Consider the following 22089-nt stretch of genomic DNA (forward strand, 5'->3'; position numbering starts at 1 on the left):
CTCGGGTGATCAGGGACAGTGGCGCGCTTGCTCAAGACGGTCTTCCTGTTCGGCGCGCTGGCCCTCCTGGCCGCCGCCGGCGCAGGGTGGTGGTGGGTCCACCAGCCCCTGCGGCTGCCGGCCGCCTCGGTCGACCTTTCCATCGAGCCCGGCACCCTGCCGCGCGGCGTGGCGCAGGCCGTCAGCGATGCCGGCGTGGCCGTGAACCCGGACCTCCTTTACGGCTGGTTCCGCCTCTCGGGGCAGGCGCGGCAGATCAAGGCCGGCAGCTATGAGCTCGAGGCGGGCATCACGCCCAGGCGGCTGCTGTCCAAGCTGGCGCGCGGCGAGGAGAGCCTGCGCGCGATCACCCTGGTCGAGGGCTGGAACATCCGCCAGCTGCGCGTCGCGCTCGCCAAGGAGGAAAGCCTGCGGCAGGAGGCCGGCAAGCTGGACGACGCCGCGCTGATGGCGCTCCTGGGCCGCGCGGGCCAGCATCCGGAAGGGCGCTTCTTCCCCGACACCTACACCTACGCCAAGGGCAGCACGGACACCGCGGTGCTGCGCCGTGCGATGCGCGCGATGGACCGCCGGCTGGAGGCGGCCTGGGCCCAGCGCTCCCCGCAGGCCGCGGTGAAGTCGCCGGACGAGGCGCTGATCCTGGCCAGCATCGTCGAGAAGGAGACCGGCCGCGGGGCGGACCGGCCGCTGATCTCGGCCGTGTTCAACAACCGGCTGCGCATCGGCATGGCGCTGCAGACGGACCCCACGGTGATCTACGGCATGGGCGAAGCGTTCAAGGGCAACCTGCGCAAGGTGGACCTGCAGACCGACACGCCCTGGAACACCTACACGCGCCCCGGCCTGCCGCCCACGCCCATTGCCATGCCCGGACGCGCCGCGCTGCTGGCGGCGGTGCAGCCGGCGCCGGCGAAGGCGCTGTACTTCGTCGCGCGCGGCGATGGCAGCAGCCATTTCAGCGAGAGCCTGGACGAGCACAACCGGGCCGTGAACCGCTACCAGAGGGGCCAGTGACGGCCGGCCTCTTCATCAGCTTCGAAGGCATCGACGGCGCGGGCAAGTCCACCCACGTCCAGGCGCTGGCGCAGGCCTTGCGCGACGCGGGCCGCACGGTGACGCTCACGCGCGAGCCCGGCGGCACGCCGCTGGCGGAACAGCTGCGGGCGCTGGCGCTCAACGCGGCCATGGACCCGCTGACCGAGGCGCTCCTCATGTTCGCTGCCCGCCGCGACCACCTGCAGCAGGTGATCGAGCCGGCCCTGGCCCGCGGCGAGGTGGTGCTGTGCGACCGCTTCACCGATGCCACCTTCGCCTACCAGGGCGGGGGCCGGGGGTTCGACCTGGCGGTGCTCGGCCAGCTCGAACGCTGGGTTCAGTCCGTCGACGCCCTGCCGCCGGGGGAGCTGCGGCAGCCGCTGCTCACGCTGTGGTTCGAGTTGCCGCCGGAAGTCGCGGCCCAGCGCCTGGCCGGCGCCCGCGCGCCCGACCGCTTCGAATCGCAGCCGGTGGCGTTCTTCCGCAAGGTGGCCGACGGCTACGCCCGGCGCGCCGCGCGCGACCCGGGGCGTTTCGCGCGCATCGATGGCAGCCAGCCGCGTGAGCAGGTCTGGGAGCAGGTGCTCGGGGCGGTGCGGGCGAAGGGATTCCTCGAATGAGCGCGGTCGCCCCCTGGATCACCGAACAGGCCGAGGCGCTGCTGGCCCAGCGCGGGCATGCGTGGCTGCTGCAGGGCCCCTCGGGCCTGGGCCAGTACGCGCTGGCGCTGGAGATGGCACGGGCCTGGCTGTGCGAGCAGCCCACGCCGCAGGGCGCTTGCGGGGTCTGCGGCAGCTGCCATGCCATCGGCGTTCGCACGCATGCGGACCTGTGCGTGCTGATGCCCGAGACCGCCATGCAGGCCCTGGGCTGGCCGCTGCCCGAGAAGGCGCAGCAGGAGCTGGACGACAAGAAGCGCAAGCCGAGCCGCGAGATCCGGGTCGAGGCCATGCGCGATGCGATCGAGTTCTCGCAGCGCACCAGCGCGCGCGGCCGCGGCAAGGCGGTGCTGGTCTATCCGGCCGAGCGCATGAACAACGTCACCGCCAACGCCCTGCTCAAGACGCTGGAGGAGCCGCCCGGCGACGTGCGCTTCGTGCTGGCCACCGAGGCGGCGCACCAGCTGCTTCCCACCATCCGCAGCCGCTGCCTGGGCCACACGATGCGCTGGCCGCAGCCCGAGCAAAGCCAGGCCTGGCTGGCGGGGCAGGGCGTGCCCGCGGCCGACGTGCCGGTGCTGCTGCGCGCGGCCGGGGGCCGGCCGCAGGAGGCGCTGGGGCTCGCGCAGGGCGGCCGGACCGCCAAGGCCTGGTCGCAGCTGCCACGGGCGATCTCGCGCGGCGACGTGTCGGCCGTTAGCGACTGCACGCCGGCCGAGGCGATCGACCTGCTGCAGAAGGTCTGCCACGACCTGATGGCGGTCCAGACCGGGGCCGCGCCGCGGTTCTTCGAGCCGGGCGACCTGCCGAAGGTGGGCACGTGTGAATCGCTGACAGCGTGGTGGCGTGAACTCGCGCAGGAGCAAAAAACGGCGGAACACCCGTTCAACGCCGGACTGATGCTGGAATCGCTTGTGAGCCGGGCGCGCTCGGCCCTACACTCGGCCAGCTGATCAGCCCCCCATGAGCACGTCCGCCACCCCGCGCCCCAGCGTCATCCAGCTCGCCATCAAGGAGAAGGCGGCGCTGTATGCGGCCTACATCCCGTTGTTCGCGGACGGCGGGGTCTTCATCCCGACCACGCGCGACTACAAGCTGGGCGACGACGTCTACGTGCTGCTGTCGCTGCCGGACGATCCGCAGCGCTATCCGGTGGCCGGCAAGGTCGCGTGGGTCACGCCCCCGCGGGCCGCGGCCAACCGCACCCAGGGCGTCGGCGTGCGCTTTCCGGCCGACGAGAAGTCCAAGCTGCTCAAGCTCAAGATCGAAGAGGTCCTGGGCGGCCACCTGGCGTCCGAGCGGCCCACCCAGACCATCTGAACCCGCCCGCGACCCTGCGCGGCGCTGGTGCATCATCGGCGGATGTTCGTCGATTCGCACTGTCACCTGAGCTTTCCTGAACTGTCCAGCCGCCTGGACGAGATCCGCGCCGCCATGGCGCAGGCCGGCGTCGACCGGGCCCTGTGCATCTGCACCACGCTGGAGGAATTCGAGACTGTCCATGCCCTGGCGCTGGCCCATGACAACTTCTGGTCCACCGTCGGCGTCCATCCCGACAACGAGGGCGTGACCGAGCCCAGCCTGGACGACCTGCTGACGCGCGCGGCACTGCCCAAGGTGGTGGCGATCGGCGAAACCGGCCTGGACTACTACCAGATGGACGAGCGCAAGGGCGGCCGCGGCATTGCCGACCTGGAATGGCAGCGGGAGCGCTTTCGCACCCACATCCGGGCGGCGCGGCAGACCGGCAAGCCGCTGGTGATCCACACCCGGGCCTCGTCCGACGACACCGTGGCGATCCTGAAGGAGGAGGGCGAAGACGGCTCGGCGGGCAGCGCGGGGGGCGTCTTCCACTGCTTCACCGAGACGGCGCAGGTCGCCCGTGCCGCGCTCGACCTGGGCTTCTACATCTCGTTTTCCGGGATCCTGACCTTCAAGAGCGCCGCCGACCTGCGGGAGGTGGCGGCCTTCGTGCCGGAAGACCGGCTGCTCATCGAGACCGACAGCCCCTACCTGGCGCCGGTGCCGTACCGGGGCAAGACCAACGACCCGTCGCTGGTGCCGTACGTGGCCCGGCAGATCGCCGAGCTGCGCGGGTTGCCGGTGGAGGCCGTGGGCGAGCTCACCAGCCGCAATTTCGAACGCCTGTTCGCAGGGGTTTCGTCATGAGGAAGTACTTCAGGTTCGCCATTTATCTTCTTGTCGCAGCTTGGTTTTCAGCCGCGCAAGCCGGCTCCTACGACGACTTCTTCACGGCCATCAAGCAGGACGATCCTGCGACGATCACCCAGCTCCTCAAGCGCGGGTTCGACCCGGACACGCGCAGCCCGGACGGCCAGAACGGCCTGTTCCTGGCTCTGCGGGAAGGCTCGCTCAAGGCGGCCCAGGCGCTGGTCGACTGGCCCAAGACCAACGTCGAGGCCCGCAACGCCCAGGACGAGAGCCCGCTGATGATGGCCGCGCTCAAGGGCCACACGGCCCTGGTCAAGAAGCTCATCGAGCGCGACGCCGACATCAACAAGCCCGGCTGGGCGCCGCTGCATTACGCGGCCACCGGCGGGCACCTGGCGATCATGGAACTGCTGCTGGAGCACCATGCCTTCATCGACGCCGAGTCGCCCAACGGCACCACGCCGCTGATGATGGCCGCGCACTACGGCACGCCGGCAGCGGTCAAGCTGCTGCTGGAGGCCGGCGCGGACACGGCCATGAAGAACCAGCTCGGCCTGACGGCCGTCGATTTCGCCCGGCGCGGCAACCGGCCGGACGCGCTGGAGCTGATTTCGGGGCACATCCGGAAGCAGCAGCCCAAGGGGAAGTGGTAAAGCCTGCCTGAGGTCGTCGGCGTCAGCGCGTGTGACTGGCGACAGCTCTCGTTTGTCGTCCGCTTCCATAGCCTGCGTCCCTTTTCATCATGGGGCCAGCAATGGACAGACGCTCTGCATTGGGCTTGATGGCGGCGACCGCGGGCGCCGGCCTTGTCGGCTGCGCTTTCTCATCGAAGCCGGTCGATCCCTCGGCCGAAGACCTTTCGGTGATCTTCGGATTCATCGACATGAGCGACGCGCCCTCCAACATCAAGTGGGTTTCCCTCAAGGCCTATGGTGCAGGCGCTTCCAGCTACCGTGCCGGCGTGGAGGATGGAATGTTCTTCCACGTCGGCGTCAAGCCCGGCGCCTACCAGGTAGAGCGCTTCGGCGGGGACAGAAGCCTGATCCCGGTCTTCGGCCAGCCGTACGAATACGACTGGGGTACGCGAGGCCGGAACAGCACGGCCGTACGAATCGAGCGCCCAGGTGTGTTCTTCATGGGAGCCCATCGGTATGTGAGCCAGCCGTCAGGTATCTTCGAACAGGCCAAGTTCGAGATGCAGCCGATGTCCAGCCCGGGTGAGCGCGACGGTTGGCAGAAGCTGCTGCGGATCATGGAGGCCGATCCGTCCTTGAGTACGTACCGGCATCAGATCAGGCGGATCAGGGCCAAATTGGGAGCGGGTCAATGAGCGCTCGATGCCCAGGCCGCCGGGTGGCACTTGTCGCGTTCGGCGGCGCGATGCTCTTGGGTTCTGCCGGCTGCGGTTCGCTGATTCCCATCCGACTCCCGGAAGCCTCGGAGGCCGGCGCGCGGAGTGGCGACGTCCTGATTGTCGGCAAGATCGACATCATTCCGCCGATCGCCCCTGGCGAGCAAAAGATCCGCGCTGGCAGCTTCGGCCTGGACCCGGCGGACATCAAGGGAAAACTGCAGCAGCGCGCGCTGCTGTACCTGTCCGACGCGCCATCGACGCAACGGGAAGGTTCAGGCGACTACATCAATCCACGGCTTGGAGATTGGTTCGCCTACTGGGTGCCGCGCGGGAAAAGGCACATCACGGAGGCAGTCGTCGTCATGGACTTCCAGACGGTGATCACAGGCCGCCGGCAGGCGCACACGCAGTCGTCCGAGTTGCTTCTGCCGGCTCCAGTCTCGATCGACATCCAGGCCCAGGATTCGGCCGTCTACGTGGGTTCATGGCGGGTCTGGCGTGACGAGTTCAATTCAGTCACGCGCATTCAAGCCAACCAGGAGCTTCGGGAGGCCCAGGCAGCCGTGAAGCGCCTTGTGGGTCGGGATGTACCGATAAGGACCGCGATTCCGAAAGGTTTGGCGCGGTGAGACGGCCCCTTGAGCACCTCTCAATTAACTAGATACGATGTGCATTATGTCAAATGAATGATTGAACCAAGGTCAGGTGGGTCGTTACGAGTGCGACTCGCGCCAAAGCGTACGAATGACCTACAGCCCTGACACAGACCGTCACACCCTCACTTCTAGTTACCAACTACCGGGCTGCCGATCTGCAATCTGTGAACTAAATCACCGATCGGGCTTGCTTCCGGCTGAGTCAAGACCTACCTTGTCAGCCTGCTGCCGAATTCGGGCAGATCAGGGACAAAAAAGACACCATGGCCTGGATCACACCGAGTCTTCGCAACAGCCTCTACGGCCTCCTCGGACATGCACAGCCCAGCGAATCGCTGCTGGACAACCGAACCGAGGACATCCGCGAATCCATGCTCGACCTGCTCGGGGACAACGGTGCCCGCAAGCACCCGAACGTGATCCGGCGCATCCGCTATGCGTCCGACGTGCACTCCCTTTGGTACTTGCGCGGTGACCTGATGGCGGTGTTGGCCGACGTCCATGGGGAAGCCATCGCGCGGCGCCAGGTGCGCAAGCTGACCGACATGTTCCGCGGCGTGCTGCCCGGAGCGCTGACCTCGCGCCGCAGCGCCCTGTTCGGCTGACCGGCGCCGGCTAGTGCCGGTGGCCCCAGAGCAGGAAAGCGTCCCGTCCTTCCACCGCCAGGTGCACCGGCGCACCGACCGGCAACGCCACCTTGGTCGGCACATGGCCGAAAGGCAGCCCGGTCAGCACCGGCGCCTTCACCTGGGTGCGCAGCCAGTCCACCACGGTCTTCAGGCGGTAGCCCTTGTCGTGCGGCACCAGCTTGTAGTTGTTGAACTGGCCGAACAGGATGGCCTTCTGCTGCTGCAGCACGCCGGCGTAGAGCATCTGCGTGAGCATGCGTTCGATGCGGTACGGGTGCTCCGACACGTCCTCGATGAACAGGATGCCGCCGCGCACCTTGGGCAGCCAGGGCGTGCCCACCAGCGTCGCCAGGATGGCCAGGTTGCCGCCCCAGAGCACGCCCTTGACCGGCTTGAAGCCTTCCTTGCGCTCCGACGCGGGCAACTGCCAGCCCGTGCCCTCGCCCTGCCCGCTGACCAGGTCGCCGAAGCAGGCCTGCATGATCTCGTCGGGCTCGCCTTCGACGCCGAAGTCCTCGCCGACGGCAGGGCCCGCCCAGGTTACCTCGCCGGTCTTGGCCAGCACCGCGCTCTGGAAGGCCGTGAAGTCGCTCAGGCCGACGAAGCGCGTGCCGCCCTTGACCGCCTTGGCGATCGCCTTGTACGGAAGCTGCGGCAAGAGCCGCGTGAGGCCGTAGCCGCCGCGCGTGATCAGCGCGATGTCCGCGCCACTGGCCGCAGCGCGCCCGATGGCGGCCAGCCGCGTCTCGTCGTCGCCGGCAAAGCGCATATGGGTGGCGAACACCGCCGGGTCGAGTTCGACCTCGTGGCCCAGGGCCCGCAGGCGGGCGATGCCCCGGCGGACGGCGGGCTTGTCTCGAACGGCACTGGAGGGGGAGAAGATGTAGATGCGCGAGCGGTCGGTCACGGGCGGAAGTATCCCACTGCGCGGCGCGCGATCTCTTCGCCATGCTCCTGAACGAAATGGCCGGCGTGCTCCAGCACCAGGGGCTCGGGGCAGCCGCGGATCTGCGCGCGCAGGGCCTGCATCACCGGCGGGCCGAGCACGGGGTCCTGCGCGCCGATGGCCATGAAGCTGCGCCCCTGCCAGTCGTCCCGCCAGAAGTCGCGGGCGCGGCGCGACACCTCCGCGCCTTCGGACGTGGGGAACTCCGGCACCATGGGCGCAAAGGCGCGCAGCGCGGCCCGGTGGCCCCGGTCGGGAAACGGCGCGTTGTAGGCGGCGCATTCGCCGGCGCTCATGTGCGGGTTGCCACGCGCGAACAGTCGCGCGATGTCGAACTCCGGGTTGCGCGCGCACATCTCGCGCCAGGCCAGGAAGCCGGGGCTCAGGGGCGCTTCACCGGTGGCCAGCGTGGTGTTCATCACCAGCAGGCCGCGATACCGGCCGGGCGCCTCCATGGGCAGCGTCAGGCCGAGCAGGCCGCCCCAGTCCTGCACGACCAGCACCACGTCCTGCAGGTCGAGCCGCTCGACGAACTCCAGCAGCACCTGCCGGTGGAAGTCGAAGCCATGGGCGGATTCCTTCTTCGGCTTGTCGCTCCGGCCGAAGCCGACCAGGTCGGGCGCGACCACCCGATGCCCCTGGGCCAGGAACACCGGGAGCATCCTGCGGTACAGGTAGCTCCAGGCCGGATTGCCGTGCAGGCACAGCCAGGTGAGCGGCGCATCCTTCGGGCCTTCGTCCAGGTAGTGCATCCGCAGGCCGGCCAGCGAAGCCAGGTCGCTCACGTAGTTGGGCGCCCACGGGTAGTCCGGCAGTCCGGCGAAACGCTCCTCTGGGGTGCGGACCGCGTCGTCGCGCAAGGGAGGCTGGGCCGCCCGGGCTTCCTGCCGTCGCGAGACGAAGAAGCGGGTGAGCGGCTCGCCGCATTCGGCGGCCAGGACGCCGCCCGAAAGCTGCGTGCGGTGGTTCAGCCGGCGCTCGTCGAACAGGTTCAGCACCGACCCCGCCGCGCCGGTCTTGGGATCGGCCGCGCCGAACACCACCCGCTTGAGCCGCGAATGCAGCATAGCGCCCGAGCACATCGCGCACGGCTCCAGCGTGACGAACAGCTCGCAGCCGTCCAGGCGGTAGTTGCCGAGGGCGGCGGCGGCTTCGCGCAGCGCCATGATCTCGGCGTGCGCGGTCGGATCGTGCCCGGCCACGGGCCGGTTGTGGCCGCGACCGACCACGCGATCCCCCTGCACCACCACGGCCCCCACCGGCACTTCGCCCGCGGCGCGCGCCTGCTCCGCCTGCTCCAGCGCCAGGCGCATGAACTGCGCGTCACGCGTGGCGCTCACCGCCCGCCCCTCAGGCCTGCAGGCCGATGCGGTCCATCCAGCCGGCCAGCGCCCTCGCCTCCTCGTTGCCCTCGAGATAGGCCGCCTTCATGCGGGCGTGCGATTCGGGACGGTGCTGGTTGAGCTTGATCTTGCATTGGAGGTCGACCACCTGCAGTTCGAAGGCGACGATGCCCGCCAGCAGCTTCTGCGCGAAGTCCTGCGGCATGCCGCGCCATTGTTCCTCATAGGGCGGCTCGTGATCGCCGATCAGCTTCTTGAGCAGGGCGTCCTTCGCTTGCGGCTCCTCGATGAGGCGAGCCTGCACGGTGCAGTGGACGGCGACGTAGTTCCAGCTGGGCACGCGCTGCAGGTCCGGGTAGACCTTGGGCGACAGGTAGGCGTGCGGGCCCAGGAAGGTGGCCACCGCCTTCGGCCGGGCGGCGAGGTAGCGCCAGTGCGGGTTGGGCTTGGCGCAGTGCCCGAGCAGCACCAGGCCTTCGCCCCGCTCTTCCAGGTGCAGCAGAAGGTGCGTGACGTAGGGCAGCCCCTCCTCGTCGCACGAGATCAGGCTGGCGAAGGGATGCTCGCGGATCAGGGTCGCGGCGAGCGCGGGATCCTTGGCATTGAACTGCGGCGGCATGTACATGGGCGGGCTCCTCGTCGTCGTCCGCACTGTAGCCGCGGCGGGCGGACACAGCGACGCGATTTGCGCATCACTGCGATGCGCTCACTCCCACTCGATCGTGGCCGGCGGCTTGCTCGAGACGTCGTAGGTGACGCGGTTGATGCCGCGCACCTCGTTGATGATGCGGCTGGACACCTTCTTGAGCAGCGCATAGGGCAGCTCGGCCCAGTCGGCCGTCATGAAGTCGCTGGTCTGCACGGCGCGCAGCGCCACCACGTAGTCGTAGGTGCGGCCATCGCCCATCACGCCCACGCTCTTGACCGGCAGGAACACGGTGAAGGCCTGGCTGGTCAGGTCGTACCAGGTCTTGCCGGTGGCCTCGTCGCGGAAGTTGCGCAGCTCCTGGATGAAGATGTCGTCGGCGCGCCGCAGCAGGTCGGCGTACTCCTTCTTCACCTCGCCCAGGATGCGAACGCCCAGGCCGGGGCCCGGGAAGGGATGGCGGTAGACCATCTCGGGCGGCAGCCCCAGGGCCACGCCCAGCTCTCGCACCTCGTCCTTGAACAGGTCGCGCAGCGGCTCCAGCAGCTTGAGCCCCAACTGCTCCGGCAGGCCGCCGACGTTGTGGTGGCTCTTGATCGTCACGGCCTTCTTGCTCTTGGCGCCGCCCGACTCGATCACGTCCGGGTAGATGGTGCCCTGGGCCAGCCAGGCCACGTGGCGCGAATGGGTCTGCTTGATCTTCGCGGCCTCGGCCTTGAAGACGTCGACGAACAGGCCGCCGATGATCTTGCGCTTGGCCTCCGGGTCGCTCACGCCGGCCAGCTTGCCCAGGAAAAGGTCGCTGGCGTCGACGCGCACCACCTTCGCATGCAGCTTGCCGGCGAACATGTCCATGACCATGTCGCCCTCGTTCAGGCGCAGGAGGCCGTGGTCGACGAACACGCAGGTGAGCTGGTCGCCGATGGCCCGGTGGATCAGCGCCGCCGCCACCGACGAATCCACGCCGCCGGACAGGCCCAGGATCACCTCCTCGTCGCCGACCTGCCGGCGGATGGCTTCCACCGCCTCGGCGATGTGGTCGCGCATCACCCAGTCCGGGCGGGCCTTGCAGATGCTGCGGACGAACCGTTCCAGGATCGCGTGGCCCTGCACCGTGTGCGTGACCTCGGGGTGGAACTGCAGTGCGTAGAAGCGCCGGTCCTCGTCGGCCATGCCGGCGATCGGGCAGCTCTCGGTGGAGGCCATCAGCTTGAAGCCGGGCGGCATCTCCACCACCTTGTCGCCGTGCGACATCCACACGTTGAGCATGCCGTGGCCTTCCGGCGTGGTGGCGTCGGCGATGTCGCGCAGCAGCTCGGTGTGGCCGCGGGCGCGCACGGCGGCGAAGCCGAACTCCCGCTTGTGCCCTCCCTCCACCTTGCCGCCCAGCTGGTGCGCCATGGTCTGCATGCCGTAGCAGATGCCCAGCACCGGCACGCCCAGCTCGAAGACGGCCTGGGGGGCCTTGTCGGTGGTGTCCTCGTACACGCTGGCGTGGCTGCCGGAGAGGATCACGCCCTTGAGCGTGCCGTCGGCGGCGTACTGCCGCACCCAGTCGTCGGAAACGTCGCAGGGGTGGACTTCGGAATAGACGTGGGCTTCGCGCACGCGGCGGGCGATCAGCTGCGTGACCTGGGAGCCGAAGTCGAGGATGAGGATCTTGTCGTGTTGCATGTCAGGTCAGGTCGGTGATCACGGGGTGGTCGATCTGATGGCAGGCGCGCTGCAGCGCGCGGTCCATCGTCACCAGCGGCGCCTCCAGGTCCAGAGCCAGTCGGAGGTAGGCGGCGTCGTAGGGCGTCAGGCCCAGGGGCTGGCTCCAGGACCAGAACTCGAGCGGCGACACGCGCATCGGCGCGAGAGCCACCGGCAGACGGCTCAGCAGGCGCAGCACATGCTGGTGCGCGGCCGGCGAGAAGCGGCCCCGGGCCAGCGCCCGCCCGGCGGCGTGCATGGCCTCCAGGGGAAAGATGGCGGTGCTGGTGGCGCTTTCCTCCTGGGTCATGACGCGGATCAGCGCCTGGGAGACGCGGTCGCGCCCCTCGTCCGGGAAAGCCCAGCTCGCGAAAGCGGACGCGTCAACGACCAGCATCGGACGCCTTGGCATCGAGCCAGCCGTCCACGCGTTCGGCCAGCTCCCTCTTGTGTTCGGACCAGAACTCGTCGAATCCCCTGCCGGGACCGACCTTCGCGCGCAGGGCCTGCAGTTCCTGCACGATGGCCTGGCGGCGCGCTTCGATGCTGGGCTGCTCCGTCTCCGGCTCGCGGATCAGGCGGATCACCCGCTTGCCGTGCCGGGTCAACACCACTTCCTCGCCCTGCTCCACCGCGCGGATGAGCTCGGAGAGCTGGCTCTTGGCCTGATGGATGGGGACGGTCTGCATGTTTCTGGCCCGTTCTCTACAGATTCGGGCTAGATTTTAACGGCCTCAAATAAAAAAGGCCAGAACGTTCTGGCCTTTTTGCGGGTCGGGCGATGTCAATCTGCCCGGTAGTTCGGCGCTTCCTTGGTGATCTGCACGTCGTGCACGTGGCTCTCGCGCATGCCGGCCGCGGTGATCTGGACGAACTCGGCCTTGCTGCGCATGTCGTCGATGCTGGCGCAGCCGCAGTAGCCCATGGCGGCGCGAACGCCGCCGGCGAGCTGGTAGACGATGGAGACCAGCGAACCCTTGTACGGCACGCGCCCCTCGATGCCCTCGGGCACCAGCTTGTCGGCGTTGGGGTTGGTGCTGGTGGCTTCCTGGAAGTAGCGGTCGGCGCTGCCCTGCTGCATGGCGCCGATGGAGCCCATGCCGCGGTAGCTCTTGTAGCTGCGGCCCTGGTACAGGACGATCTCGCCGGGTGCCTCCTCGGTGCCGGCGAACATGCCGCCCATCATCACGGTGCTGGCGCCAGCGGCGATGGCCTTGGCGATGTCGCCCGAGTAGCGGATGCCGCCGTCGGCGATCAGCGGCACGCCGCTGCCCTGCAGGGCGGTGGCCACGTTGTCGATGGCGGTGATCTGGGGGACGCCCACGCCGGCCACGATGCGGGTGGTGCAGATTGAGCCGGGCCCGATGCCGACCTTGACGGCGTCGGCGCCCGCCTCCACCAGCGCGCGAGCCGCGCCGCCGGTGGCGATGTTGCCGCCGATGACGTCCACGCCGGGATAGTTCTGCTTGACCCAGCGCACGCGCTCGATCACGCCCTTGCTGTGGCCGTGGGCGGTGTCGACCACGATCACGTCGACGCCGGCCTTGGCCAGCGCTTCGACCCGCTCCTCGGTGCCCTCGCCCACCCCGACCGCGGCGCCCACGCGCAGGCGGCCGGACGCATCGCGGGCGGCGTTGGGGAAGCTGGTCTGCTTGTTGATGTCCTTGACGGTGATCAGGCCCTTGAGCTCGAAGGCCTCGTTGACGACCAGCAGGCGCTCCAGCTTGTGCTTGTTGAGCAGGGCCTTGGCCTCGGCCGGGCTGGTGCCGTCGCGCACCGTCACCAGGCGCTCGCGCGGCGTCATGATCTGGCTGACCGGCACCTCGTAGCGCGTCTCGAAGCGCAGGTCGCGGTTGGTGACGATGCCCACCACCTTGCCGCCGTCCAGCACCGGGAAACCCGAGATGCCCAGCTGTTCCGACAGCGCGTGCACCTGGCGCACCGTGTGGCTGGGCGTGATCACGACGGGGTCGCGCAAGAGGCCGGATTCGTAGCGCTTGACGCGAGAGACCTCGGCGGCCTGCTCTTGGGGCGTGAGGTTCTTGTGGACGATGCCGATGCCGCCTTCCTGGGCGATGGCGATCGCCAGCCGCGCTTCGGTCACCGTGTCCATGGCCGCGGAGACGAGCGGCAGGTTCAGCGGGATGTTCCGGGAGAGCCGGGTGGCCAGCGAGGTGTCCTTGGGAAGGACCTGGGAGAACGCCGGGACCAGCAACACGTCGTCGAAGGTCAGCGCTTTGCCAAGAAGGCGCATGTCAGTGCTCCAAAAAAAGGATTGTACTCAGCACCTTGGTACTAACCCCAGTGCTGGGCGGGGCGCGGTCGTGAAGCAATGCGCGCGCCGCACGTGCACCGCAGTGGGAACTGTAGAGCTGCGCCGCTACACTGCCACGATGACGATCGCCCTTCGCGCCCTCGCCCTCGCCGCCCTCTGCATCCTGCCCGCCATTGCGTCCGCGCAATGGATGTACCTCGACAAGGACGGGCGCAAGGTCTTCAGCGACAAGGCCCCGCCGCCGGAGACGCCCGCCAAGAACATCCTGCGCCAGCCGGGCATGAAGGCCCCCGTGGCGGCGGAGCCGGTTGCGGCCGCCCCCGCCAAGGCCTCGTCCGCGGCGGCCAGCGCGCCCAAGATCACCGGCAAGGACAAGGAACTGGAAGATCGCCGCAAGCAGGCCGAGGCCGCCGAGGCCGAGAAGAACAAGGCCCGCGCCGAAGCGCAGGCCAAGGAACAGAACGAGAACTGCGGGCGGGCCCGCCAGGCCAAGGCGACCTACGACTCCGGCCAGCGTGTCGCCCGCGTCAACGCCAAGGGCGAGCGCGAATTCCTCGACGATGCCCAGCGCCAGTCCGAGGTCAAGCGGCTCCAGTCCGTGATCGACCGCGACTGCAAGCCCGCTCAGTAACCGGGCTTGGCGCCCGGCCGGCGCCCCGCGAACAGGCCCGCGGCGCGGCTGCCCTGGCGCCGGAAACGCTCTCGGCGCGCGACCTTGGGGTCGACCCGCAGCGGCCGCACCAGCTCCACGCGATCACCGTCACGCAGCGGCTGCGAAAGCTCCGCCCGCCGGCCCCAGATCCCCACCAGTTCACCTTCCGCCGGCACCAGGCCGCAGCCGCCCAGCGCATCGGCGACGGTGGCGCCCTGGGCGAGGTCCAGCACCTTTTCAAGCACCTGGCGGGGGGCCGGCGAATGGCAGACGGTCACGCGCGGCATGCGGTCAGTTGTAGACGTGTTCGGCGCGCTTGACGAAGGCGTCGACCAGGCTGCCGGCGATCCGATCGAAAACGGGCCCAACCATCGCGGCCAGGGCCCCGCTCTTGAAGCTGTAGCTCAGGTCCAGTTCCACCTTGCAGGCGCGTTGCCCGTCGCTGCCCACCGGATGGAAGTTCCAGCGGCCATCGAGGTTGGAGAACGGCCCCTCGACCAGCTTCATGCCCACGCGGCGGCCCGGCACGTGCTCGTTGCGCGTGATGAAGGTCTGGCGGATGCCGCCGAAGGCGATGCCGACCTCGGCCTTCATGCCGTGGTCGTCGTGCTCCAGCACCTGGGCGTGGTCGCACCAGGGCAGGAACCTGGGGTACTGCGCCACGTCGGTGACCAGCTTGAACATCTCTTCCGCGCTGTACCAGATGAGCACGGAGCGGTGGACGGTTTTCATACAGAATGCGGGACCCTGCGGGCCTGCCGGGATTGTAGAGAGGGCCCGCGACCCCCAACTGTCAGTCCATGGCCACCAAGCAAGACGGCGCGACGCGCATCGCCGACAACAAGAAAGCAGCCTACAACTACTTCTTCGAGGAGCGGTTCGAGGCGGGCATGGTGCTGGAAGGCTGGGAGGTCAAGGCCCTGCGAGAAGGCAAGGTCCAGCTCACCGACGGCTACGTGGTGATCCGCAACGGCGAGCTCTTCATCATCGGCTGCCAGATCAACCCGCTTCGCACCGCCTCCACCCATGTCAACCCGGACAGCATCCGCAACCGCAAGCTGCTGATGCACAAGGAACAGATCCGCCGCCTGATCGGCAAGGTCGAGCAGAAGGGCTACACGCTGGTGCCGATCAACCTGCACTGGAAGGGCGGCCGGGTCAAATGCGAGATCGCCCTGGCCAAGGGCAAGGCCGAGCACGACAAGCGCGACACCATCAAGGACCGCGAAGGCAAGCGCGAAGTCGAGCGGGCCATGAAGAGCCGCCACCGCTGACCAGGCAAGACGCGGGCCGGATGGAATAAACCGGCCCGCCGGAGCGTTCATCCTCCACGTACAACCCGTGGAGACGCTCATGAACTTCCAATGGTCCACCCTCGTCCTGGCCGCCGCCGCGTTCGGCGCCTCGGCTGCCCTGGCCGGCGCACCGGCCAAGGAAACCGGCGGGGTCCTCGTCGGCGACAAGGGCATGACGCTGTACACCTTCGACAAGGATGAGAAGGACAGCGGCAAGTCGGTCTGCAACGGCCAGTGCGCGACCAACTGGCCGCCGCTGATGGCCAAGGACTCCGACAAGCCCACCGGCGACTGGACGGTCGTCAAGCGCGACGACGGCGCCAAGCAGTGGGCCTACAAGGGCAAGCCGCTCTACTACTGGGTCAAGGACACCAAGGCGGGCGACAAGACCGGCGAGAGCGTCCCCAACTGGAAGCTGGCCAAGCCTTGACCCTGTCCTGCGCCCCCACGGTGGCGCGCGAAGCACTACCCTAGCGCCGTGCACACCGGCGAACTGGAAGCGCAGATCCCCCAGCTGCGGCGCTACGCGCGGGCCCTCACGGGCGACCGCTGGGCGGCCGACGACCTGGTGCAGGACACGCTCGAGCGGGCTTGCGGCCGCTGGAACCTCTGGCGCGCGGGCACCGACCTGCGCGCCTGGCTCTTCACCGTCATGCACAACCTGTTCGTCGACGGCGCCCGTCGCGCCGTGCGGCAGGCCGGCCAGCGCGTGGACCTGGAGGACGCCGAGGCCGAACTGGTCGCCCCCGCACCCTCGAACGACCAGCTGCTCGACCTGCAACGCTGCCTGATGCGCCTGCCCGAGGAGCAGCGGGAGGTGCTGCTGCTGGTGACGCTGGAGGACCTGGCCTACCAGGACGTCGCGCGCATCACCGGAACGCCCATCGGCACCGTGATGTCGCGCCTGTCGCGCGCTCGCAGCCGGTTGCGCGACCTGATGGAAGCCACGCCGCGCCCGAGCGCCGCCGTCGTGCCGCTCAAGCGCATGAAATGAATCGATGACACAGGACCCCTCCCCTTCCCCCGACGAAGCCATGCTGCACGCGCTGGCCGACGGACGCCTGTCGCCGCAGGACGCCGCGGACCTGCGCGCGCGTCTGGCCGCGGATCCGGCGGCGTCGCAGTCGGCCCAGGCCTGGCAGGAGCAGCGGGCGCTGCTGCGCACCCTGCACCGGGACGTGCGGGACGAGGCCGTGCCGCCTGCGCTGGTGCAGGCCGTCCGCCGGGTCGGCGAGCGTGGCCGCCTGGTCGACCGGTGGCAGCGCTGGGGCGGCGTCGCCGCCTCGGTGCTGGTGGCCTTCACGGCCGGGTGGCTGGCGAACGGCCAGTGGGGCCGGACAGGGCCTGGCGCGATTTCGCGGTCGCCGCAGATGGCCGACTTCGGCCGGCAGGCGGTGCTGGCGCACCGGGTCTATTCGCCCGAGGTGCGGCACCCCGTCGAGGTCCCCGCGTCCGAGCAGGAGCACCTGGTGCAGTGGCTGTCCAAGCGCCTCGGCCGGCCGCTGAAGGTGCCCGACCTCACGGCGCAGGGCTACGAGCTCGTGGGCGGCCGCCTGCTGCCCGGCGAACAGGGCGCGCGGGCGCAGTTCATGTACCAGAACGCCCGCGCTGAGCGCATCACGCTGTACGTCGGCGCGGTGGCGCCCGGCAAGGACGTCGGCGCCTCCAGCGGCGAGACGGCCTTCCGGTTCACCACCGAGGCCGGCGCGTCGAGCTTCTACTGGGTCGACCAGGGGTTCGGCTACGCCCTGGCAGGCCGACTGGAGCGGGCGCAGCTGCGCCCGCTGGCCGACAGCGTGCACCGCCAGCTCTGACTTCGCTTCAGTCGAGGTCGCGCAACGGGTGCGCTTGCGGCGACCACGGGCTGCGGAAGAACGCCGCGACCGCCTCGGGCGTCACGTCCTCGATGCGCGCCGGGTTCCAGCGCGGTGCATGGTCCTTGTCCACGGCCAGCGCGCGGATGCCCTCCACCGTCTCGCTGGCCGCGCCCGGCCGCAGGTGGAAGCAGTGGTGCACCAGGTCGCGCTCCATGCGCAGGTCGTCGGCCAGGTTCATGCCGCGCGCGCGGCGCACCTGCTCCAGCACCACGTGCAGCATCAGCGGCGAGCGCTTGCGCAGCACGGCGGCGGTGTGCCGGCTCCAGTCGCCGGGGCCGGCCTCGAGTTCGCGCACGATATCCTGCACGGTGTCCAGCGCGAAGACGCGGTCGATCTCCAGCCGGTGATCGGCCAGCTGCGAGCCTTCGACGCGGTGCGGCGTCGGCACGGCCGCCTCGCCCTCCAGGGACAGCCGCTCCCACAGCGCCGGCAGCTCGGACGATGGGAGCACCAGGTCGGCCAGCCGGGCATCCACTGCATCGGCCGCGCCGATCACCTCGCCGGTGAGCGCCAGGTACTCGCCCAGCCGGCCCGGGCAGCGCGAGAGGAAGTGTCCGCCGCCCACGTCGGGGAACAGGCCGATGTTGGTCTCGGGCATGGCCATCTTCGTGCGCTCGGTGACGATGCGGCAGCGCGCGCCCTGCGAGATGCCCATGCCGCCGCCCATCACGATGCCGTCCATGAAGGCCACGTAGGGCTTGGGGTAGCGGTGCACCAGGTGGTTGAGCGTGTACTCCTCGGTGAAGAAGTCCTCCAGCTGGGGATCGCCGGAGAGGCCCGCCGCATGGAAGAAGCGGATGTCCCCGCCGGCGCAGAACGCGCCGAACGGACCTTCCTTGCCGGTGCCGCGGATGGTGACCACCTCGACGCCCGGGTCGTCCCGCCACGCCCGCAGCGTGGCGGTGAGCTCGCGGATCATGGCCAGCGACAGCGCATTGAGCGCCCTGGGCCGGTTCAGGGTGATGCGCCCGGCCTTGCCGGCGACTTCCGCGACGACTTCCTCGCTCATGCTTTTTGCTTCCATCCGATCAGTTCGTTCATCACCAGCGCGCCGATCACCAGCGCGCCGCCGGCCAGCACGGTCTGCGTGGGCACCTCGTCGGCGCCCACCCAGGCCAGCAGGATCCCGAAGATCACCTCCAGCAGGGCCAGCAACGCGATTTCGGGCGCCTTCAGCACCCGGGCGCAGACCACCGACAGCGCGCACGGGATCGCCAGCTGCACCAGGCCCAGCAGGGCCAAGAGGCCGATGTCGTGCCAGGACGCCGCGAACGGCATGGCCAGCGGGAGCGTGGCCAGCGAGGAGATCACCGCGCCGACCAGCACGGCCGGCACCAGGTCGATGTCCGATCCGTGGGCGTGGGCCCTCTGCGTGATGGTCCAGTTGACCGCACCGGCCAACGGCACGCACAGCGCCACCAGCGTCCCGGCGAGCTGCCCGCCGGACACCTGCGCGCCGTACATGTAGGCGATGCCCGCCCCGGCCACCAGGATGGCCGCCCAGGTGCGGCCGGGGATGCGGTGGCCGATGAAGATGCGGGCCACCAGCGCCGTGAGGAAGGGCCCCACCGCCATCGTGACCAGCACGTTGGCCACGCTGGTGAGCGTGAGCGCCACCATGAAGGCGGTGAACATCACGCTCCAGCACAGGCCCGACAGCCACAGCGCCGCGCCGCCGTGGCGGACCTTGCCGAACACCGCGCGGCCCTGGAAGAACGGCAGGATCACCAGCAGCGACAGCACGGTGAAGAAGCTGCGCCAGAAGGTGATCTCGAAGCTGCGCGCCTGCTCCAGGTGGCGCGTGATGACGCCGGCGATGGACCACATCAGGGTCACCGCGACCATCAGGAAGACGGCTTGGGAGTGCTTGAGCCTCATTGTCGTTCTGCGTTTGGGGAGCGCTGGATTCCCGCCTCCGCGGGAATGACGGACTCTAAACGGTGCAGCCTGCCGCCCCACCATCCCGGCCCGCCGCGGCGCGACCCCGGACCGCTCTCCCGTCATCCCGGACCGCTCTCCCGTCATCCCCGCGCAGGCGGGGATCCAGGGCTTCCTCTCAGGCCGCTTCGCGCAGCGCCCGCTTGCGGTCGTGTTCCTTGAGGAAACGCTTGCGCAGGCGGATCGACTTGGGCGTGATCTCCACCAGCTCGTCGTCCTCGATGAACTCGACGCCGTACTCCAGCGTCAGCTCGATCGGCGGCGTGATCTTGATCGCGTCTTCCTTGCCGGACACGCGGAAGTTGGTCAGCTGCTTGGTGCGCGTGGCGTTCACCACCAGGTCGTTGTCGCGGCTGTGGATGCCCACGATCATGCCCTCGTACACCGGGTCGTTGGCGCGCACGAACATGCGGCCACGGTCGTCCAGCTTGCCCAGGGCGTAGGTGAAGATCTCGCCGTCGTCCATGGAGATCAGCACGCCGTTCTTGCGCCCGCCGATCTCGCCGCGGAAACCCTCGTAGCGGTCGAAGATGTTGGAGATCAGGCCCGAGCCGCGCGTGAGGTTGAGGAACTCGTTGGAGAAGCCGATCAGCCCGCGCGCCGGGATGCGGTATTCCAGGCGCACGCGGCCACGGCCGTCCGGTTCCATGTTGACCAGGTCGCCCTTGCGCTCGCCCATGGCCTGCATCACGCCGCCCTGGTGCTGCTCCTCGATGTCGATGGTGACCAGCTCGATCGGCTCCTGGCGCTCGCCGCCCTCGTTCTTGAACACCACGCGCGGCTTGGACACGGCCAGCTCGTAGCCTTCGCGCCGCATGTTCTCCAGCAGGATGGTCAGGTGCAGCTCGCCCCGGCCCATCACCTCGAACACGCCCTCCTCGTCGGTCTCGTTCACGCGCAGCGCGACGTTGGACTGCAGTTCCTTCTGCAGGCGGTCCCAGATCTGGCGGCTGGTGACGTACTTGCCTTCACGGCCGGCCAGCGGGCTGGTGTTGACGCAGAAGTTCATGGTCAGGGTCGGCTCGTCGACCTTGAGCATGGGCAGCGGCGCCGGCGACAGCGGGTCGGTGACCGTGACGCCGATGCCGATGTCGGTGATGCCGTTGATCAGCACGATGTCGCCGGGGCCGGCTTCGGTGACCTGCACCCGGTCCAGGCCCTGGAAGGTCAGCACCTGGTTGATGCGGCCCTTGATGGACTTGCCATCCGGGCCTTCCATCACCAGCACGTCCATCTGCGGCTTCAGGGTGCCGGCGTTGATGCGCCCCACCCCGATGCGGCCGACGAAGCTGGAGTAGTCCAGCGCCGAGATCTGCAGCTGCACCGGCGCGTCCGGATCGCCCTCGTGGGCGGGCACGTGCTGCAGGACGGTGTCGAACAGGGCCGACATGTCGGGGCCCCACTGCTCGCCGGGCGCGCCCTCCTCCAGCGAGCTCCAGCCGTTGATGCCCGAGGCGTAGACCACCGGGAAGTCGAGCTGGTCGTCGGTGGCGCCCAGTTTGTCGAACAGGTCGAAGGCGGCGTTCACCACGTGCTGCGGCCGGGCGCCGGGCTTGTCGACCTTGTTGACCACCAGGATCGGCCGCAGGCCCAGGGCCAGCGCCTTCTTGGTGACGAAGCGCGTCTGCGGCATCGGGCCTTCCTGCGCGTCGATCAGCAGCACCACGCCGTCGACCATGGACAGGGCGCGCTCGACCTCGCCGCCGAAGTCCGCGTGTCCCGGGGTGTCGACGATGTTGATGTGCGTGCCCTTCCAGCTCACGGCGCAGTTCTTGGCCAGGATGGTGATGCCGCGCTCGCGTTCGATGGCGTTGTTGTCCATCACGGTGTCGACCACCTTCTCGTGCTCGGCGAAGGTGCCGGACTGGCGCAGCAGCTGGTCGACCATGGTGGTCTTGCCGTGGTCGACGTGGGCGATGATGGCGATGTTGCGGATCTGCTTATTGCTCATGGGGTCGTGGTCGTCGCGGTGGGCGACTGCAGGATTTGCTGGATTTCGATCGGGCTCAGCAGACGCCCGGGGATGAGTTCTCCGGCCTTCACGTGGCCGGTGCCCAGGAGGGCGGGAGGCGAATCGCCGAAGACGGCGACGGCCGGCATGTCGGTCCAGGCGCCGCGCCGGCGCAGGCCCGACAGGAAACGCCCGGCATCTTCGGCGCCGAGCATGACGCGCGGGTGACCGGGCAGCAGCGCTTCGGGCGGCAGCAGCGCCGCCTCGCGCTCCTCCTCGCCCATCGCCTCCAGGGCCTCCAGCGTCACGCATTGCGAAACGTCGAAGGGCCCGGTGGCGGTGCGCCGCAGGAAGGACAGGTGCGCGCCGCAGCCCAGCGCCTCGCCGAGGTCCTCGCCCAGGGTGCGGATGTAGGTGCCCTTGCTCACGCGGGCGGTGAAGCGCAGCGCGGGCCGGCCGGCGTCGACGGTGGCGGCGATCGAGAGCTGGTGCACCACGATGTCGCGGCCTTCGCGCTCGACTTCCTGCCCGGCGCGGGCGTACTCGTACAGGGCCTTGCCATCCTTCTTCAGTGCGCTGTGCATCGGCGGCACCTGGCGCTGCGCACCGGTGAACCGGCGCTCCAGCGCCTGCAGGTCGGCGGGGGCGATCCCGGGCACGGCGCGCTCGGCGATCACCTGGCCTTCGGCGTCACCGGTGCTCGTCCTGACGCCCAGCACGGCCACGGCTTCGTAGGTCTTGTCGGCGTCCAGGTGCAGCTGGCTGAACTTGGTGGCCGCACCGAAGCACAGGGGCAGCACGCCCGTGGCCAGCGGATCGAGCGTGCCGGTGTGGCCCGCCTTCTCCGCGCGCAGCAGCCATTTGCATTTCTGCAGCGCGTCGTTGCTCGACAGGCCCAGCGGCTTGTCGAACAGCAGCACCCCGTGCACGGGGCGCCTCACGACCCGTGCTCGTGGTGCGCTCATC

27 protein-coding genes are annotated in these 22089 nt (G+C 69.2%); 14 read left to right on the forward strand and 13 right to left on the reverse strand.

Annotated elements, in window-relative coordinates; genetic code table 11:
• Window positions 1-18 precede the first annotated feature (18 nt).
• The 9 genes from mltG (at window position 19) to ASG30_RS12165 (ending at window position 6481) form a co-directional block, all read left to right on the forward strand.
• Window positions 19-1014, forward strand: a complete 996-nt coding sequence (gene mltG / locus ASG30_RS12125) for an endolytic transglycosylase MltG (protein ID WP_055896567.1) — start codon at window positions 19-21, stop codon at window positions 1012-1014.
• Complete coding sequence (gene tmk, locus ASG30_RS12130; RefSeq protein ID WP_055896569.1) at window positions 1011-1655, forward strand: dTMP kinase; 645 nt, start codon at window positions 1011-1013, stop codon at window positions 1653-1655. Before mltG ends, tmk begins: the two co-directional genes overlap by 4 nt.
• Complete coding sequence (locus ASG30_RS12135; RefSeq protein WP_055896572.1) at window positions 1652-2647, forward strand: DNA polymerase; 996 nt, start codon at window positions 1652-1654, stop codon at window positions 2645-2647. The genes tmk and ASG30_RS12135 overlap by 4 nt, the downstream gene beginning before the upstream one ends.
• A 10-nt stretch (window positions 2648-2657) precedes the next feature.
• Complete coding sequence (locus ASG30_RS12140) at window positions 2658-3014, forward strand: PilZ domain-containing protein (RefSeq protein WP_055896575.1); 357 nt, start codon at window positions 2658-2660, stop codon at window positions 3012-3014.
• Between the two features lie 42 nt (window positions 3015-3056).
• Window positions 3057-3863 (forward strand): TatD family hydrolase, encoded by an 807-nt coding sequence (locus ASG30_RS12145; RefSeq protein WP_055896578.1) that lies wholly within the window; start codon window positions 3057-3059, stop codon window positions 3861-3863.
• On the forward strand, window positions 3860-4519 hold the full coding sequence (locus ASG30_RS12150; protein ID WP_055896581.1) for an ankyrin repeat domain-containing protein: 660 nt from the start codon (window positions 3860-3862) through the stop codon (window positions 4517-4519). Before ASG30_RS12145 ends, ASG30_RS12150 begins: the two co-directional genes overlap by 4 nt.
• 101 nt (window positions 4520-4620) lie before the next feature.
• Window positions 4621-5196, forward strand: a complete 576-nt coding sequence (locus tag ASG30_RS12155; RefSeq protein ID WP_156385508.1) for a hypothetical protein — start codon at window positions 4621-4623, stop codon at window positions 5194-5196.
• 23 nt (window positions 5197-5219) lie between these two features.
• Window positions 5220-5849 carry a hypothetical protein gene (locus tag ASG30_RS12160; protein ID WP_055896586.1) on the forward strand — a complete coding sequence of 210 codons (630 nt, stop codon included), beginning with the start codon at window positions 5220-5222 and terminating at the stop codon, window positions 5847-5849.
• Window positions 5850-6139: 290 nt separating this feature from the next.
• Window positions 6140-6481 (forward strand): hypothetical protein, encoded by a 342-nt coding sequence (locus ASG30_RS12165; protein ID WP_055896589.1) that lies wholly within the window; start codon window positions 6140-6142, stop codon window positions 6479-6481.
• Window positions 6482-6491: 10 nt separating this feature from the next.
• Here the strand turns inward: ASG30_RS12165 and ASG30_RS12170 are convergent, their stop codons facing one another.
• The 7 genes from ASG30_RS12170 to guaB form a co-directional block, all read right to left on the reverse strand.
• Complete coding sequence (locus ASG30_RS12170; RefSeq protein ID WP_055896592.1) at window positions 6492-7412, reverse strand: LD-carboxypeptidase; 921 nt, start codon at window positions 7410-7412, stop codon at window positions 6492-6494.
• Window positions 7409-8791: a tRNA adenosine(34) deaminase TadA gene (gene tadA / locus ASG30_RS12175; protein ID WP_082522060.1), complete on the reverse strand. Its 1383-nt coding sequence runs from the start codon at window positions 8789-8791 to the stop codon at window positions 7409-7411. Before tadA ends, ASG30_RS12170 begins: the two co-directional genes overlap by 4 nt.
• A 10-nt stretch (window positions 8792-8801) precedes the next feature.
• Entirely contained in the window at window positions 8802-9419 is a 618-nt protein-coding gene (locus ASG30_RS12180) for an FMN-binding negative transcriptional regulator (RefSeq protein ID WP_055896595.1), read from the reverse strand.
• Window positions 9420-9500: 81 nt separating this feature from the next.
• Window positions 9501-11114: a glutamine-hydrolyzing GMP synthase gene (gene guaA, locus ASG30_RS12185; RefSeq protein ID WP_055896599.1), complete on the reverse strand. Its 1614-nt coding sequence runs from the start codon at window positions 11112-11114 to the stop codon at window positions 9501-9503.
• 1 nt (window position 11115) lies between these two features.
• Window positions 11116-11532 (reverse strand): type II toxin-antitoxin system VapC family toxin, encoded by a 417-nt coding sequence (locus ASG30_RS12190; RefSeq protein WP_055896602.1) that lies wholly within the window; start codon window positions 11530-11532, stop codon window positions 11116-11118.
• Window positions 11519-11824: a type II toxin-antitoxin system Phd/YefM family antitoxin gene (locus tag ASG30_RS12195; protein WP_055896605.1), complete on the reverse strand. Its 306-nt coding sequence runs from the start codon at window positions 11822-11824 to the stop codon at window positions 11519-11521. Before ASG30_RS12195 ends, ASG30_RS12190 begins: the two co-directional genes overlap by 14 nt.
• Window positions 11825-11919: 95 nt before the next feature.
• Window positions 11920-13389, reverse strand: coding sequence for an IMP dehydrogenase (gene guaB, locus ASG30_RS12200; protein ID WP_055896608.1), 1470 nt, complete (start codon window positions 13387-13389; stop codon window positions 11920-11922).
• A gap of 139 nt (window positions 13390-13528) precedes the next feature.
• Between guaB and ASG30_RS12205 the strand changes: the two genes are divergently transcribed.
• Window positions 13529-14041 carry a DUF4124 domain-containing protein gene (locus ASG30_RS12205; protein WP_055896610.1) on the forward strand — a complete coding sequence of 171 codons (513 nt, stop codon included), beginning with the start codon at window positions 13529-13531 and terminating at the stop codon, window positions 14039-14041.
• On the opposite strand, the gene ASG30_RS12210 is transcribed toward ASG30_RS12205, so the two are convergent.
• Window positions 14035-14349 carry an RnfH family protein gene (locus ASG30_RS12210; protein WP_055896613.1) on the reverse strand — a complete coding sequence of 105 codons (315 nt, stop codon included), beginning with the start codon at window positions 14347-14349 and terminating at the stop codon, window positions 14035-14037. The genes ASG30_RS12205 and ASG30_RS12210 overlap by 7 nt on opposite strands.
• Before the next feature lie 4 nt (window positions 14350-14353).
• On the reverse strand, window positions 14354-14794 hold the full coding sequence (locus ASG30_RS12215; RefSeq protein ID WP_055896616.1) for a type II toxin-antitoxin system RatA family toxin: 441 nt from the start codon (window positions 14792-14794) through the stop codon (window positions 14354-14356).
• A gap of 68 nt (window positions 14795-14862) precedes the next feature.
• Here ASG30_RS12215 and smpB point away from each other — a divergent pair, with 68 nt between their 5' ends.
• The 4 genes from smpB (at window position 14863) to ASG30_RS12235 (ending at window position 17171) form a co-directional block, all read left to right on the forward strand.
• A complete protein-coding gene (gene smpB / locus ASG30_RS12220) occupies window positions 14863-15336 on the forward strand; it encodes an SsrA-binding protein SmpB (RefSeq protein ID WP_055896620.1) in 474 nt (157 codons plus the stop codon).
• 79 nt (window positions 15337-15415) lie between these two features.
• Window positions 15416-15787 carry a COG4315 family predicted lipoprotein gene (locus ASG30_RS12225; protein ID WP_055896622.1) on the forward strand — a complete coding sequence of 124 codons (372 nt, stop codon included), beginning with the start codon at window positions 15416-15418 and terminating at the stop codon, window positions 15785-15787.
• A gap of 48 nt (window positions 15788-15835) precedes the next feature.
• On the forward strand, window positions 15836-16351 hold the full coding sequence (locus tag ASG30_RS12230) for a sigma-70 family RNA polymerase sigma factor (protein ID WP_055896625.1): 516 nt from the start codon (window positions 15836-15838) through the stop codon (window positions 16349-16351).
• Between the two features lie 4 nt (window positions 16352-16355).
• Window positions 16356-17171: an anti-sigma factor family protein gene (locus tag ASG30_RS12235; RefSeq protein ID WP_055896628.1), complete on the forward strand. Its 816-nt coding sequence runs from the start codon at window positions 16356-16358 to the stop codon at window positions 17169-17171.
• A 7-nt stretch (window positions 17172-17178) separates the two neighbouring features.
• On the opposite strand, the gene ASG30_RS12240 is transcribed toward ASG30_RS12235, so the two are convergent.
• The 4 genes from ASG30_RS12240 to truB form a co-directional block, all read right to left on the reverse strand.
• A complete protein-coding gene (locus ASG30_RS12240; RefSeq protein ID WP_055896631.1) occupies window positions 17179-18243 on the reverse strand; it encodes an enoyl-CoA hydratase/isomerase family protein in 1065 nt (354 codons plus the stop codon).
• Window positions 18240-19112 carry a DMT family transporter gene (locus ASG30_RS12245; protein ID WP_055896633.1) on the reverse strand — a complete coding sequence of 291 codons (873 nt, stop codon included), beginning with the start codon at window positions 19110-19112 and terminating at the stop codon, window positions 18240-18242. The genes ASG30_RS12240 and ASG30_RS12245 overlap by 4 nt, the downstream gene beginning before the upstream one ends.
• 178 nt (window positions 19113-19290) lie before the next feature.
• Window positions 19291-21123, reverse strand: coding sequence for a translational GTPase TypA (typA, locus tag ASG30_RS12250; RefSeq protein ID WP_055896635.1), 1833 nt, complete (start codon window positions 21121-21123; stop codon window positions 19291-19293).
• A complete protein-coding gene (gene truB / locus ASG30_RS12255) occupies window positions 21120-22088 on the reverse strand; it encodes a tRNA pseudouridine(55) synthase TruB (RefSeq protein ID WP_055896638.1) in 969 nt (322 codons plus the stop codon). The genes typA and truB overlap by 4 nt, the downstream gene beginning before the upstream one ends.
• Window position 22089: the final 1 nt, after the last annotated feature.

It is taken from the genome of Ramlibacter sp. Leaf400 (genome assembly GCF_001424545.1).
In the GTDB taxonomy this organism is placed as follows: domain Bacteria; phylum Pseudomonadota; class Gammaproteobacteria; order Burkholderiales; family Burkholderiaceae_C; genus Ramlibacter.

What these genes read in the sequence shown, in the direction of transcription:
- ASG30_RS12165 (WP_055896589.1), top strand. Translation starts at nt 6,140, where the DNA reads ATGGCCTGGATCACACCGAGTCTTCGCAACAGCCTCTACGGCCTCCTC.
- ASG30_RS12225 (WP_055896622.1), top strand. Translation starts at nt 15,416, where the DNA reads ATGAACTTCCAATGGTCCACCCTCGTCCTGGCCGCCGCCGCGTTCGGC.
- ASG30_RS12180 (WP_055896595.1), bottom strand. Translation starts at nt 9,419, where the DNA reads ATGTACATGCCGCCGCAGTTCAATGCCAAGGATCCCGCGCTCGCCGCG.
- ASG30_RS12205 (WP_055896610.1), top strand. Translation starts at nt 13,529, where the DNA reads ATGACGATCGCCCTTCGCGCCCTCGCCCTCGCCGCCCTCTGCATCCTG.
- typA (WP_055896635.1), bottom strand. Translation starts at nt 21,123, where the DNA reads ATGAGCAATAAGCAGATCCGCAACATCGCCATCATCGCCCACGTCGAC.
- ASG30_RS12150 (WP_055896581.1), top strand. Translation starts at nt 3,860, where the DNA reads ATGAGGAAGTACTTCAGGTTCGCCATTTATCTTCTTGTCGCAGCTTGG.
- ASG30_RS12235 (WP_055896628.1), top strand. Translation starts at nt 16,356, where the DNA reads ATGACACAGGACCCCTCCCCTTCCCCCGACGAAGCCATGCTGCACGCG.
- ASG30_RS12155 (WP_156385508.1), top strand. Translation starts at nt 4,621, where the DNA reads ATGGACAGACGCTCTGCATTGGGCTTGATGGCGGCGACCGCGGGCGCC.
- truB (WP_055896638.1), bottom strand. Translation starts at nt 22,088, where the DNA reads ATGAGCGCACCACGAGCACGGGTCGTGAGGCGCCCCGTGCACGGGGTG.
- ASG30_RS12140 (WP_055896575.1), top strand. Translation starts at nt 2,658, where the DNA reads ATGAGCACGTCCGCCACCCCGCGCCCCAGCGTCATCCAGCTCGCCATC.
- ASG30_RS12240 (WP_055896631.1), bottom strand. Translation starts at nt 18,243, where the DNA reads ATGAGCGAGGAAGTCGTCGCGGAAGTCGCCGGCAAGGCCGGGCGCATC.
- guaB (WP_055896608.1), bottom strand. Translation starts at nt 13,389, where the DNA reads ATGCGCCTTCTTGGCAAAGCGCTGACCTTCGACGACGTGTTGCTGGTC.
- ASG30_RS12190 (WP_055896602.1), bottom strand. Translation starts at nt 11,532, where the DNA reads ATGCTGGTCGTTGACGCGTCCGCTTTCGCGAGCTGGGCTTTCCCGGAC.
- ASG30_RS12215 (WP_055896616.1), bottom strand. Translation starts at nt 14,794, where the DNA reads ATGAAAACCGTCCACCGCTCCGTGCTCATCTGGTACAGCGCGGAAGAG.
- ASG30_RS12145 (WP_055896578.1), top strand. Translation starts at nt 3,057, where the DNA reads ATGTTCGTCGATTCGCACTGTCACCTGAGCTTTCCTGAACTGTCCAGC.
- ASG30_RS12210 (WP_055896613.1), bottom strand. Translation starts at nt 14,349, where the DNA reads ATGCCGCGCGTGACCGTCTGCCATTCGCCGGCCCCCCGCCAGGTGCTT.
- ASG30_RS12195 (WP_055896605.1), bottom strand. Translation starts at nt 11,824, where the DNA reads ATGCAGACCGTCCCCATCCATCAGGCCAAGAGCCAGCTCTCCGAGCTC.
- ASG30_RS12135 (WP_055896572.1), top strand. Translation starts at nt 1,652, where the DNA reads ATGAGCGCGGTCGCCCCCTGGATCACCGAACAGGCCGAGGCGCTGCTG.
- ASG30_RS12245 (WP_055896633.1), bottom strand. Translation starts at nt 19,112, where the DNA reads ATGAGGCTCAAGCACTCCCAAGCCGTCTTCCTGATGGTCGCGGTGACC.
- guaA (WP_055896599.1), bottom strand. Translation starts at nt 11,114, where the DNA reads ATGCAACACGACAAGATCCTCATCCTCGACTTCGGCTCCCAGGTCACG.
- smpB (WP_055896620.1), top strand. Translation starts at nt 14,863, where the DNA reads ATGGCCACCAAGCAAGACGGCGCGACGCGCATCGCCGACAACAAGAAA.